The organism is Pseudarthrobacter sp. NBSH8, assembly GCF_014217545.1.
Lineage (GTDB): Bacteria > Actinomycetota > Actinomycetes > Actinomycetales > Micrococcaceae > Arthrobacter.
This window is the reverse complement of record NZ_CP043178.1, coordinates 1,996,899-2,008,982: the sequence shown is the minus strand read 5'-3', so window position 1 is coordinate 2,008,982 and position 12,084 is coordinate 1,996,899. Positions and strand designations below refer to the sequence as shown.

10 protein-coding genes are annotated in these 12,084 nt (G+C 65.3%); 4 read left to right on the top strand and 6 right to left on the bottom strand.

What is annotated here, in order from left to right:
• The first annotated feature begins 16 nt into the window (after positions 1-16).
• Both FYJ92_RS09255 and FYJ92_RS09250 read left to right on the top strand, forming a co-directional pair.
• Positions 17-517: a GNAT family N-acetyltransferase gene (locus tag FYJ92_RS09255; protein WP_185263566.1), complete on the top strand. Its 501-nt coding sequence runs from the start codon at positions 17-19 to the stop codon at positions 515-517.
• A gap of 79 nt (positions 518-596) precedes the next feature.
• On the top strand, positions 597-1,901 hold the full coding sequence (locus tag FYJ92_RS09250; protein WP_185263749.1) for an alpha/beta fold hydrolase: 1,305 nt from the start codon (positions 597-599) through the stop codon (positions 1,899-1,901).
• Here FYJ92_RS09250 and FYJ92_RS09245 read toward each other — a convergent pair.
• From FYJ92_RS09245 to coaE, 4 genes are all read right to left on the bottom strand, one after another.
• Entirely contained in the window at positions 1,875-3,290 is a 1,416-nt protein-coding gene (locus tag FYJ92_RS09245) for an MFS transporter (protein WP_185263565.1), read from the bottom strand. The genes FYJ92_RS09250 and FYJ92_RS09245 overlap by 27 nt on opposite strands.
• Before the next feature lie 123 nt (positions 3,291-3,413).
• Complete coding sequence (locus tag FYJ92_RS09240; protein WP_185263564.1) at positions 3,414-4,442, bottom strand: TerC family protein; 1,029 nt, start codon at positions 4,440-4,442, stop codon at positions 3,414-3,416.
• A 227-nt stretch (positions 4,443-4,669) separates the two neighbouring features.
• Entirely contained in the window at positions 4,670-6,769 is a 2,100-nt protein-coding gene (gene uvrB / locus FYJ92_RS09235) for an excinuclease ABC subunit UvrB (RefSeq protein WP_185263563.1), read from the bottom strand.
• 80 nt (positions 6,770-6,849) lie between these two features.
• Positions 6,850-8,064 (bottom strand): dephospho-CoA kinase, encoded by a 1,215-nt coding sequence (gene coaE / locus FYJ92_RS09230; protein ID WP_185263562.1) that lies wholly within the window; start codon positions 8,062-8,064, stop codon positions 6,850-6,852.
• A 58-nt stretch (positions 8,065-8,122) separates the two neighbouring features.
• Here coaE and FYJ92_RS09225 point away from each other — a divergent pair, with 58 nt between their 5' ends.
• Together FYJ92_RS09225 and FYJ92_RS09220 are read left to right on the top strand one after the other, a co-directional pair.
• Positions 8,123-8,812: a YigZ family protein gene (locus tag FYJ92_RS09225; protein WP_185263561.1), complete on the top strand. Its 690-nt coding sequence runs from the start codon at positions 8,123-8,125 to the stop codon at positions 8,810-8,812.
• Positions 8,796-9,320, top strand: a complete 525-nt coding sequence (locus FYJ92_RS09220) for a GNAT family N-acetyltransferase (RefSeq protein ID WP_185263560.1) — start codon at positions 8,796-8,798, stop codon at positions 9,318-9,320. The genes FYJ92_RS09225 and FYJ92_RS09220 overlap by 17 nt, the downstream gene beginning before the upstream one ends.
• A gap of 119 nt (positions 9,321-9,439) precedes the next feature.
• Here the strand turns inward: FYJ92_RS09220 and rpsA are convergent, their stop codons facing one another.
• Positions 9,440-10,918: a 30S ribosomal protein S1 gene (rpsA, locus tag FYJ92_RS09215; RefSeq protein WP_185263559.1), complete on the bottom strand. Its 1,479-nt coding sequence runs from the start codon at positions 10,916-10,918 to the stop codon at positions 9,440-9,442.
• Positions 10,919-11,099: 181 nt separating this feature from the next.
• Positions 11,100-12,062: a polysaccharide deacetylase family protein gene (locus FYJ92_RS09210; protein ID WP_185263558.1), complete on the bottom strand. Its 963-nt coding sequence runs from the start codon at positions 12,060-12,062 to the stop codon at positions 11,100-11,102.
• Positions 12,063-12,084: the final 22 nt, after the last annotated feature.

Here is a 12,084-nt window from a genome sequence, read left to right as displayed (position 1 = left end):
CTAGTAAACTCGGGCCATGAGTGTAATCCGCCCCGCCACCCGGCAAGACGTCCCCGCCATCCTGCAGATGATCCACGAACTGGCCATCTACGAGAAGGAACCGGACGCGGTCCGCAACACCCCAGAAATGCTGGCCGAGGTCCTGTTCGGCGGGAACCCGCGCGTGTTTGCCACGATGGCCGAGAACAGCGCGGGCGAGGTCCAGGGGTTCGCCCTCTGGTTCCTGAACTACTCCACGTGGGAAGGCGTCCATGGGATCTACCTGGAAGACCTCTACGTCAGCCCGGACGCACGCGGCGAGGGGCACGGCAAGGCGCTGCTGAAGCATCTGGCTGCCACCGCCGTCGAGAACGGTTACGCCCGGGTGGAGTGGAGCGTCCTGGACTGGAACGAGCCGTCCATCAACTTTTACCGCAGCCTCGGCGCCCGTCCCCTGGATGGCTGGTCCACGTTCCGGCTGACGGGCGACGCTCTGGAGAGCTTTGGCACCAGGACGGCAGCGTCCGTCCGTGGCTGAGCGCGACGCTTCCGTCCGAACCCCTCAGACGCGGACCCCCGTCCCGCATTTTGTGAAGGCCCGGCACGAATTCCGGGGCATGCGCACGGCCGAGCACTACTTCACCGTTCCCCTGGACCACTTCGCGCCGGAGAGCGGCGACGGCGCCGGAGAGACAATCACCGTTTTCGCCCGTGAGTACGTCTCGTCGGCCCACACCCAGGCTGAAGCCGAAGCGCTTCCCTGGCTGCTGTTCCTCCAGGGCGGCCCGGGCGGCCGCGGCAACCGGCTGGCTTCGCTGAGCGGCTGGAGCAAGGCGGCAGCCCGGGACTTCCGAATCCTGATGCTGGACCAGCGCGGCACCGGGCTTTCGACTCCCCTCGACCGGAACACGCTGCCCGAGCGTGGAGCGGCCGAGGCACAGGCTGCGTACCTTGAGCATTTCCGCGCGGATTCCATCGTGGCCGACGCGGAGCTCATCCGGACGGCGCTGGGCTCCGGCCCCTGGAGCATCTACGGCCAAAGCTACGGCGGATTCTGCGCGCTGACGTACCTGTCCTTTGCACCGGACGGGCTAAAGGAAGCCCTCATCACTGGCGGGCTGGCGCCGCTCACCGGGCACGCCGACAACGTCTACCGCGCCACGTTCGCGCGGGTTGCGGCACGCAACACTGAATACTTCAGCTGGTATCCGGAGGACCGCCGGACTGTGAATGCAATCGCAGCGCATCTTTCGCAGACCGAGGAGTTCCTTCCCGACGGCCACCGGCTCACGCCGGAACGGTTCCAGATGGTGGGCTCCTTCCTGGGTGGAAACACGCGGGTAGACGGCCTGCACTACCTGCTGGAGGACGCATTCACCGGGACGCCGCACGGGAACAGACTCTCCGATGCCTTCCTCGAGCAGGTCCAGGGCATCGTGTCCCGCCTGGCCAACCCGCTCTATGCCCTGCTGCATGAGTCCATCTACGGTCAGGGGCAGGCGACCGACTGGGCTGCCTGGCGGGTGCTGCAGGAAAATCCTGCATTCCGCCCGGATGCGGAGCCGTTGCTGCTGACCGGTGAAATGGTGTACCCGTGGTATTTCGAACAGGATGCCGCCTTGGTGCCGCTGCGGCAGGTGGCCCAGCTGCTGGCTGCCAAGACGGACTGGAAGCCGTTGTATGACCACACACAGCTGGCCGCGAACGGCGTGCCGGCAGCCGCCGCGGTTTACCGGGACGACATCTACGTGGACCGCGATCTGTCTCTGGAAACGGCGGCTGCCGTGCGCGGACTCCAGGTGTGGGAGACAGCCGACTTCCACCATGACGGCATAGCCGACGACGGCGAGGCCATTTTCGGTCGCCTGCTGGGTATGGTGCGCTCTGCGGCCGGCTCAGCGGGCAGCAGAGCCGGCCGCTGAACCAGTGGTAGTGCCGGCGGTGGGGCTGCGGCGACGCGCCACAAGGACAACGACGGCGGCGGTCAGGACTGCAGCCCCCACCAGGCCGCCCGCCATGTTCAGTCCCAGGTAGCCGGCCCAACTAAGGATCAGGCCGGAGGTAGCCCCGCCCACGGCGCCGGCGGCGCCCATCAGCATGTCCGATACACCTTGGACCACCACACGGGACTCCTGGGGGACGCTCTCGGCCAGCAGCGTGGAGCCGGATATGGTGGCTGCAGACCAGCCCATGCCCAGCAGGACAAGTCCCACGGCCACCGCCACGGTTGATGTCTGGCCGAATCCGGCGACGGCGACGGCCGCGATGAGCGTGGTGAAGCCGATTATGATGGTCTCTGTCCTGCCTGCCTTGTCCGTCAGCCAACCCATGACCGGCGACAACGCGAACATGCCGGCGATATGCAGCGAGATGGTGAAGCCGATGATTACCAGGACATCGCCGGACGAAGCGTGGCCGGCATGGGAGGAACCCGGCCCGGCCACAAGTTCCTGCAAATGCAGCGGGGTCATGGACATTACGCCCACCATCACGGCGTGGGCTCCGACGACGGCGGCAAGCGCCAGCCAGGAAGCCCTGGACTGCCGGATGGCACGTAGCCCGCGGACGAGCGATCCCCCGCCTGCGGTGCGCGCGGTGGCGCCTCGCTGGTTGGCCGGAGTTGGTGGCTTGCCCGGGGTCTTCCCGCCAGCTGTGTGGTCGGCTGTCTCCTGGGCAGCGATTTCGCGGGCGAGCAGAAGCGGGTCGGGCCTGAGTCCGGCGAAGAGCAGCACGATCGCCAGCAGGAGTCCGGCTGCGGAGATCACGAACGGTCCGGCGACGGGCGGCAGTCCGAGGGCCAGACCCACAACGGTGCCGGGCTGGATGAGGTTGGGGCCGGCAACGGCGCCCACCGTCACAGCCCACACAACAGCTGACAGCGCCCTGCCGCGGTGTTCAGCATCCGCAAGGTCGACGGCGGCGAAGCGTGCCTGCAGGCTCGCCGCGGTGCCCACCCCGATGCCCACGGCCCCCAGCACCAGCAGGACGAACAAGCCGGACACGATGGAGAGCACTATCAGCACAGTGCCGGCCAGAGCAGCGGATAGCCCCGTGACCTGCCCGGCCCGGCGGCCCCGCCGGTCCGCCAGCGAAGCCAGGGGCAGGGCAGTCAGCGCGGCTCCCAAGGTCATAACCGTTGCCACGGCACCTGCCCACACGCTGGAACCTGAAAGTTCCACGGCCAGGATGGAACCGATGGAAACCGTGGCTCCGGTGCCGATGCCGCCGAAAACCTGGGCCGCGCTCAGCAGCACCACGGTGCGCCGTTGCACCTGGCGCACTCCGTTTTCCGTCATCAGAATGCGGGCCATGCTCCGAGCATAGTCCTCGGCGGCCAGGTCCTACAGGGGGGCAGGTTAAGCCACTGATCCCGGCCGCGGTGCGTCCGGGATCAGTGGGAATGCGGTATTGCGTTGACCAAAGGGGCGGACAGCCTACTCTTTTTCGCTGAGGCTCTTCTTGGCGTCTTCCTCGAGGCGGGGGTCCAAGTGGGAGGTCTTTGCCTTGGAGCTCGCAAGGCTGGCAATCACGGCAACGATGATGGTGCCCACAATGACGGCCAGGGAAACGAAGGTCGGAATCTCCGGGGCCCATTCGATGTGGTGCCCGCCGTTGATGAACGGCAGTTCGTTCACGTGCATGGCGTGGAGCACCAGCTTCACGCCAATGAACGCCAGGATGAAGGACAGCGCGTGCTTCAGGTAGATCAGACGGTTCATCAGCCCACCCAGCAGGAAGTACAGCTGGCGCAAACCCATCAGCGCGAACAGGTTGGCGGTGAAGACGATGAACGGGCTCTGCGTCAGGCCGAAGATCGCGGGAATCGAGTCCACCGCGAAGAGGAGGTCGGTCAGGCCAATAGTTACGAACACCACCAGCATGGGCGTGAAGACCTTCTTGCCGTCCACCGTGGTGCGCAGCTTGCCGCCGTCGAACTTCTCCGACATGGGGATGACCTTGCGGATCCGGGCGATGAGCGGATTTTCTTTGTCCTCTTCGTCTTCGCCTTCATCCTGGGCCTGCTTCCAGGCGGTCCAGAGCAGGAACGCGCCGAAGATGTAGAAGACCCAGCTGAACTGCTCAATCACGATGGCGCCGAGGAGGATGAAGATACCGCGCAGGATCAGGGCGATGATGATGCCCACCATCAGGACTTCCTGCTGGTACTTACGAGGCACGGAGAAGCGGGCCATGATGATGATGAAGACAAACAGGTTGTCGATGCTGAGGCTGTATTCGGTGACCCAGCCGGCCACGAACTGGCCGCCGAATTCGGCACCGGTAAAGAAGAACATGGCCCCGGCGAACAGTAGGGCAAGGGAGACGTAGAACGCAACCCACAGGCCGGCTTCCTTCATGGAAGGTTCATGGGGACGCCGGACGACCAGCAGAAGGTCAATGAGGAGGATCAGGCCGAGGACGACAAGTGAGCCGACCTCAAACCATAAGGGTAGTTCGGGCACGGGTAGCCTTTCGCAGGGTACAGAGAATTGGAGTAAGTCTCTCCGGCCAGCTTGTGCACTTTGTGCTGAAATGGCGGCCCGCTACGCCCGGCCAGGCAACTGTGCCTAACGTGTTGACGATCGTAGCGCTCGGGATACTCCCCTACGTGACGTTAACTCTACAGCAGGCGTTCCCGCCTGCTGGACCATGCCCCGAACGCTGTGTGCCGCCGTCGCCCGGGTGTGTCCTAGGCGTGGCCGGCCGCCTGCATCTGGCGGAGCTCTTTCTTGAGGTCACTGACCTCGTCCCGGATCCGCGCGGCCAACTCGAACTGGAGCTCGGCGGCAGCGCCGTGCATCTGTTCGGTCAGCTGTTCGATGAGGCCCACAAGGTCTTCGGCCGGTGCCGCGGCGAGGCCGTCTTTGCGGACCTGTGCCGCGCCCTTTGCTGCGGACTTGCCACGTTTGGCGCCCTTAGCCAGCCGGTTGTTGTTGAGCAGTTCCTGGGTGTCGGCGTCTTCCTTGGCCAGCTGGTCGGTGATGTCGGCAATCTTCTTCCGCAGCGGCTGCGGATCGATGCCCCGTTCGGTGTTGTAGGCCACCTGGATGGCGCGGCGCCGGTTGGTTTCATCGATAGCCTTGGCCATGGAGTCGGTGATGCGGTCCGCGTACATGTGGACCTCGCCGGAGACGTTGCGGGCGGCGCGGCCGATGGTCTGGATCAGCGAAGTTGCCGAGCGCAGGAAGCCTTCCTTGTCCGCGTCCAGGATGCTCACGAGGGATACCTCGGGCAGGTCCAGGCCTTCGCGGAGCAGGTTAATTCCCACCAGGACGTCGAAGACACCCATCCGGAGTTCCCGGAGCAGCTCAACCCGTCGCAAGGTGTCTACGTCCGAGTGGAGGTATTCGACCTTGATGCCGTGGCCCAGCAGGTAGTCGGTGAGGTCCTCCGCCATCCGTTTGGTGAGCGTGGTGACCAGGACGCGTTCGTTCTTTGCTGTGCGGGTCTTGATCTCGCCGAGGAGGTCATCGATCTGGCCCTTGGTGGGCTTGACCACCACCTCGGGGTCGATCAGTCCGGTGGGCCGGATGATCTGCTGCACAAAGCCGTCGGCCTTGCCCAGTTCGTACTTGCCGGGGGTGGCCGACAGATAGACGGTCTGGCCCACGCGCTGCAGGAATTCGTCCCACTTGAGCGGGCGGTTGTCCATGGCTGACGGCAAGCGGAAACCGAAGTCCACGAGGTTCCGTTTGCGGGACATATCGCCCTCGTACATGGCGCCGATCTGCGGTACGGTGACGTGGGATTCGTCGATCACCAGCAGGAAGTCGTCCGGGAAGTAGTCGATGAGGCAGTGCGGAGCAGTCCCGCGGGCGCGTCCGTCAATGTGTGATGAGTAGTTTTCGATGCCGTTGCAGAAGCCCATCTGCTGCATCATTTCGAGGTCGTAGGTGGTGCGCATGCGGAGCCGTTGGGCTTCCACCAGCTTGTTCTGGCCTTCCAGGACGGCAAGGCGTTCGGCGAGCTCGTCCTCGATCCGCTTGATGGCCCGGCCCATCCGCTCGGGCCCGGCCACGTAGTGCGAGGCCGGGAAGACGTACATTTCCTCTTCGTCCCGGATCAGTTCGCCGGTCAGCGGATGGAGGGTGTGGATGTTCTCAATCTCGTCCCCGAAGAATTCGATCCGGATGGCCAGTTCCTCGTACATCGGGATGATTTCCACGGTGTCGCCCCGGACCCGGAAGGTGCCGCGGTGGAAGTCCATGTCGTTGCGCGCGTACTGCATGGAGACGAATTTCCGGAGCAGGTCGTCGCGGTTCATCTGTGCCCCCTTGCGGAGCGTGACCATGCCGGCAATGTACTCTTCCGGCGTGCCCAGGCCGTAGATGCAGGACACCGTGGCGACCACAATGACGTCGCGGCGGGTTAGCAGGGCGTTGGTCGCGGAGTGGCGGAGCCGTTCCACTTCTTCGTTGACCGAGGAGTCCTTCTCAATAAAGGTGTCCGTCTGCGCTACGTACGCCTCGGGCTGGTAGTAGTCGTAGTAGGAAACAAAGTACTCCACCGCGTTGTTGGGCAGCAGTTCCCGGAATTCGTTGGCGAGCTGGGCGGCCAGGGTCTTGTTCTGCACCATGACCAAGGTGGGCCGCTGGACCTGTTCGATCAGCCAGGCCGTGGTGGCGCTCTTACCGGTACCGGTGGCTCCCAGCAGGACTACGTCCTTTTCGCCGTTCCTGATCCGCTCCGTCAGTTCGGTGATCGCAGCAGGCTGATCACCTGCCGGCTGGAACTCGCTGATGACTTCAAACGGCGCGACAACGCGGTTGATCTCCTGGGCAAGGCTCATGCATCTAATCTACAACCGGGGACCGACAGCGAAAGTCCGGATCAGTTGCCGGCGAACAAACCGCCTCAGGGGCAAGGAGTTCAGGGGAAGTACGACGGCGGCGCCCAGCCTGTGCGTGCAGCCCAGCCCGCCATGCGCGGCCACGCTTCGTCCGTGAACCACGGTTCCTTCGCCTCCGCGTAAGCCCGCGTCCCGTTGGTATCCGCAAACAGTTCGGCCAAGGCGCGCTTGTGGTCCCCGTAAAGGCTGACGGCCTCCGGATCGCTCCTGAGCCAGTCGCGGAAGAGCAGCGCGTACCGCCACCCGGGCGAGCCGGCTGCCCGGACGTGCAGGTTCACGGCCCGGCCGGGGTCCGCGCTCGCATGAAAACGTTTCTGCCAGCGCTCCGGCTCCGGATCGGCCGGTTTTGGTGTGTCGAATCCGGCCCCCGGCACGGCTGGGAACCCCGCGGCGGCCAGCAGCGGCGCGATCCGGTCCGCGGCGTTGAGATCCGGCACCGTGACCTGGAGGTCGATCACGTCCTTGGCTGCCAGGCCCGGCACGGCCGTGGAGCCAATATGGTCCACCGCCAGAATGTCATCCGGTGCCGCGGAGGTGACCCGGGATCCCAGCCGTGCAGCTTGGGCCGGCCAATCCTCCTGCGGAGCAGACAATACTGCGGTTCCGGTCCTGGCCGCCCTGGCCCCGCGGTGGATATTATCCGCAAACGGGACCAGCCGCTCTGTCCACAGCCGGTCCACCTCTGCGGTCACGTCAGCCAGCGATCCGGAGTTGTCAAGGACCACGTCAGCAACAGCTAGCCGTGCCTCACGCGAGGCCTGGGCCGCCATCCGCGACCGTGCGTCCTCGGCCGTCATGCCTCGGTGTTCGATCATCCGTCCGATCCTGACATCATCGGGTGCGTCCACCACAAGGACCAGATGGAAGCCGCTGCCCTGGCCCGTCTCCACCAGCAGTGGAATGTCCTGGACCACAATGGCGCCGGCCGGGGCTGTGGCGGTGATGCCCGCCGCCGCGGCCCGGACCAGCGGGTGGACGATGGCGTTCAGCACGGCCAGCTGCGAGGGGTTGCCGAACACCACGGAACCGAGCCTGTCCCGATCCAGCCGGCCCCCGGCGTCGAGCATTTCCGGTCCAAAGGCTTCCACCACACGGGCCAGCCCCGGCATTCCCGGCTCAACCACGTTCCGGGCCAGCGCATCCGCGTCCACCAGCACGGCACCGAGCTCGGCGAGGCGTGAGGCGACCACTGACTTCCCTGAGGCGATGCCGCCCGTCAAACCAATCTTGAGCATCCCACCACCCTAATCCCCACCGCCTCCCTGAATTCGCTGCCCGCACTAGACTTGGGCGGTGCAAGAGCAAGACAGCCGGACCACCGCCTACACCACGCTCGCCTTGGGTCGCGGCTTCCGGCACGAGATCGAGATCAAGCGCTCCAGGTTCATTACCGTGCTGGGCCGCGCCGACAATGAGGACACTGCGCGGGACCTGGTGGCTGGCCTGCGCCGCGAGTTCCACGACGCCCGCCACCACTGCTCCGCGTTCGTCCTGGGACCGGACCGGGACATCCAGCGTTCCAGTGACGACGGCGAGCCCTCCGGTACCGCAGGCATCCCGATGCTGGAGGCCATCGTCAAAAGAGAAACAGCACCGGGGGTGACGGACCTCAGCGACGTGAGTGCCGTCGTCGTACGCTATTTCGGCGGCATCCTGCTGGGCGCCGGCGGACTGGTCCGCGCCTATTCGGAATCGGTGTCCGCCGCCCTGGAACGCGCACCCCTGGTCCGGCGGAGCCGGCTGAGGATCTGCTCGGCGGCGGTGCCGCATGCCGCTGCTGGACGGCTGGAGAACGATCTTCGGGCGGCCGGGTTTGTGATGGCGGAAACCAGCTACGGAGCGCAGGAGACGATCCTGCGCCTGGCGGTGCCCGACGAAGCTGACCAAATCACTGCGGCCACCGAACGCGTGCTGTCGCTTACCGCCGGGAGAACCGGGCTCACACCGGCCGGAACGGAGTGGATCGATGTCCCGCTCCCCTGAGGTCCGGCTGGCAGACGTCGACGAACCCATGCAGGAGCGGCTGCTGGAACTGGCGCAGCGGGACGCGTCCGCGGATGACGTCACGCCGCCACTTGGCAACGGGACGGGCTGGAACGCGGAACGCATCGACTGGTTCGGCGCCTACCACCGGTCTGCGGCCGCGGGCCTGGACGGACCGGTCTCGGAAAAGAGCTGGGCGGTGCTCTGCGACGGCAGCCCGGCCGGTTCGGTCAGGCTCAAAGGGATTGACGACGGAACGGCGCAACCCGGAACTGCTGAGACAGGCATCTGGCTGGGCCGCAATTACCGTGGCCGCGGTATTGGTGGAGCCGCGCTGAGGCTGGTATTGGCGGAAGCCCGACGCACCGGACTGCACCAGGTGGTGGCCCACACCACGGCAGGCAACATAGGCGCCCAGCGGCTCCTTACCGCGGCCGGCGCGGCACTGACGCACGACGACGATGGCACGGTGAGTGCCGTCGTCGTACTTTCTACCAACTGGCGGTAGGCGCACCGAACGGCTCGTAGGGGAAGATCAGGCGCCGGCCGTTGGCCGGTTAAGCACAACGGGCCCCTGCGAAAGCAGGGGCCCGTTGTTCCTGCCCGGGAAGCCCGGGCAGGTGGCAATTAGTTGCCGGTCAGCTTCTCGCGCAGAGCTGCAAGAGCCTCGTCCGAAGCCAGGGTACCGGCCCCGGTGTTGGACTCTGCAGCAGGCTCGGAGGAGTAGCTGGTGGTGCCTGAATCGCTGTCACCGGACGTTGCAGCTGCAGCGTCGTCGGCAGCGTGCTGGGCGACCTGCTTCTTGTGTGCTTCCCAGCGGGTCTGGGCGTCAGCGTACTGCTGCTCCCAGACGGCGCGCTGGTTCTCGTAGCCTTCAAGCCACTCGTTGGACTCCGGGTCGAAGCCCTCCGGGTACTTGTAGTTGCCTTCTTCGTCGTACTCAGCGGACATGCCGTAGAGAGCCGGATCGAATTCGGTGGACTCGGCGTCAACGCCCTCGTTGGCCTGCTTGAGGGAGAGGGAGATACGGCGGCGCTCGAGGTCGATGTCGATAACCTTGACGAACAGCTCGTCACCAACGGAGACAACCTGCTCAGCCAGCTCCACGTGGCGGACTGCCAGTTCGGAGATGTGCACGAGGCCTTCGATGCCGTCTTCGACGCGAACGAACGCACCGAACGGAACGAGTTTGGTGACCTTACCCGGTACAACCTGCCCGAGGGCGTGGGTGCGGGCGAAGGTCTGCCACGGATCTTCCTGCGTAGCCTTGAGCGACAGTGAAACGCGCTCACGGTCCAGGTCGACTTCGAGAACCTCGACGGTGACTTCCTGGCCAACTTCGACAACCTCGGACGGGTGGTCGATGTGCTTCCAGGACAGCTCGGAAACGTGAACGAGGCCGTCTACGCCGCCCAGGTCCACGAAGGCACCGAAGTTGACGATGGAGGAAACAACACCGGGACGGACCTGGCCCTTTTCCAGCTTGTTGAGGAACGTGGAGCGAACCTCGGACTGGGTCTGCTCGAGCCATGCACGGCGGGACAGCACAACGTTGTTGCGGTTCTTGTCCAGCTCGATGATTTTGGCTTCGATCTTCTGACCGATGTACGGAGCGAGGTCGCGCACACGGCGCATCTCGACGAGGGATGCGGGCAGGAAGCCGCGCAGACCGATGTCGAGGATAAGACCACCCTTGACAACCTCGATGACGGTACCGGTGACGACACCGTCTTCTTCCTTGACCTTCTCGATGTCGCCCCAGGCGCGCTCGTACTGAGCACGCTTCTTGGAGAGGATCAGGCGGCCTTCTTTGTCTTCCTTGGTGAGCACCAGGGCTTCGACGAGATCGCCAACGGAGACAACGTCTCCGGGATCAACGTCGTGCTTGATGGACAGCTCGCGGGAGGGGATGACACCTTCGGTCTTGTAACCGATGTCGAGCAGAACTTCATCGCGGTCGACCTTTACGACGGTACCTTCGACGAGGTCTCCGTCGTTGAAGTACTTGATGGTGGCGTCGACTGCTGCGAGGAAGTCCTCAGCGGTACCGATGTCGTTAATGGCGACTACGGGGGTACCGGGCTTCTCGGTGGAGGTGATGGTCATGTAGTAGGGGCTCCGTTGTGGATAGTTAGTCGGTCAGGAAAACCGCCGCGCCCGCGTTATGGAACGCAGGCGCAGGTCTTCGGGCGATCACAAGGATTTTCCGGGTCTTCCTGGTTTGTGGATTTTAGAAACTTGCACGTAGCACGCGCCCACTTATTCTAGTCGCTGCGGCCAACAGGGGTCAAAGCGCAGGCAGCACATCTGCCAGCCGGGCAAACGTGGTGCCGCCGCCCTGCAGCCGCGGCAGCGCCTGCCGGAACCCGGTCGCTGTGCCGCTGCCTGGCTTGTTGAAGTGCGCAATGACAATGTCTCCCGGTCCTGCGGCAGACAACGCGGACGCGACCGCTTCCGGCGCGAGCGTGGCACCGGCGTCGGCGTTGATGCTGAAGTTCACTGGCAGCATGCCCAGGCGACGGGTCATCGCGGCCGCCACGTCGTCGTAGTAGGCCGTGCCTGCCCGGAAAAAGCGTGACGGCCGCCCTGCCGCTTCCAGGAGCACATCCTGGCACCTCGTGAGCTCGTCATAAGCGTCGGCGACGCCCGCGGTGCCGGCGATGCCGTAGGCGGATTTGCCGGAGACCGACAGCGGCCGGTGAAGCCAGCCATGGTTGGCCAGTGCAAAGAGCGGATCTTGCCCCAGCTCGGCGGCGAGGGTGCGGTTCGCCTGGATCCAGCGCGCGTTCACAAAAAGGGTGGCCGGAATACCCAGCCGCCGCAACACGGCTAGTAAAGCTTGGTCAACGCCGGATCCGCCGGGGCCGCCGCAGGCATCCAGGGTGATGACGGCCTGGCGGGCCGGCGACCTGGTGACCACTCCCGTCACCGCCAGGCCCCACTCGGTGGGCCGCCTGCCGGCAAATTCCGCCACGAGCTGGGCTTTCGACGGCGGCTGCACTACTGCCGGCGTCGCCGGGAGGGGCTGGGCTGGGCCCGGCTCATCCCCTGCTGGCATATCCTCTGCCGGCGCAGCCTGCCCCGGGGACACTGCCCCGGCCAGGTCCTGTTGTTCAACCGGTACGGCCGGCCATCCGGTCCCGGGTGCGGTCTGTGCAGCACACGCCGACACCGCGGCGAGCACGCCCGATGCCAGGCCAAAGACCATTGCCCGGCGGCTGGTCAGCCCCGGCACGCCAGTATCCCCCATGGATGTGTCCTTCGGATGAGGC

Coding starts and splice junctions, on each gene's coding strand:
- FYJ92_RS09250 (WP_185263749.1), top strand. CDS start 597: ATGCGCACGGCCGAGCACTACTTCACCGTTCCCCTGGACCACTTCGCG.
- FYJ92_RS09255 (WP_185263566.1), top strand. CDS start 17: ATGAGTGTAATCCGCCCCGCCACCCGGCAAGACGTCCCCGCCATCCTG.
- FYJ92_RS09245 (WP_185263565.1), bottom strand. CDS start 3,290: ATGGCCCGCATTCTGATGACGGAAAACGGAGTGCGCCAGGTGCAACGG.
- uvrB (WP_185263563.1), bottom strand. CDS start 6,769: ATGAGCCTTGCCCAGGAGATCAACCGCGTTGTCGCGCCGTTTGAAGTC.
- rpsA (WP_185263559.1), bottom strand. CDS start 10,918: ATGACCATCACCTCCACCGAGAAGCCCGGTACCCCCGTAGTCGCCATT.
- coaE (WP_185263562.1), bottom strand. CDS start 8,064: ATGCTCAAGATTGGTTTGACGGGCGGCATCGCCTCAGGGAAGTCAGTG.
- FYJ92_RS09210 (WP_185263558.1), bottom strand. CDS start 12,062: ATGGGGGATACTGGCGTGCCGGGGCTGACCAGCCGCCGGGCAATGGTC.
- FYJ92_RS09220 (WP_185263560.1), top strand. CDS start 8,796: ATGTCCCGCTCCCCTGAGGTCCGGCTGGCAGACGTCGACGAACCCATG.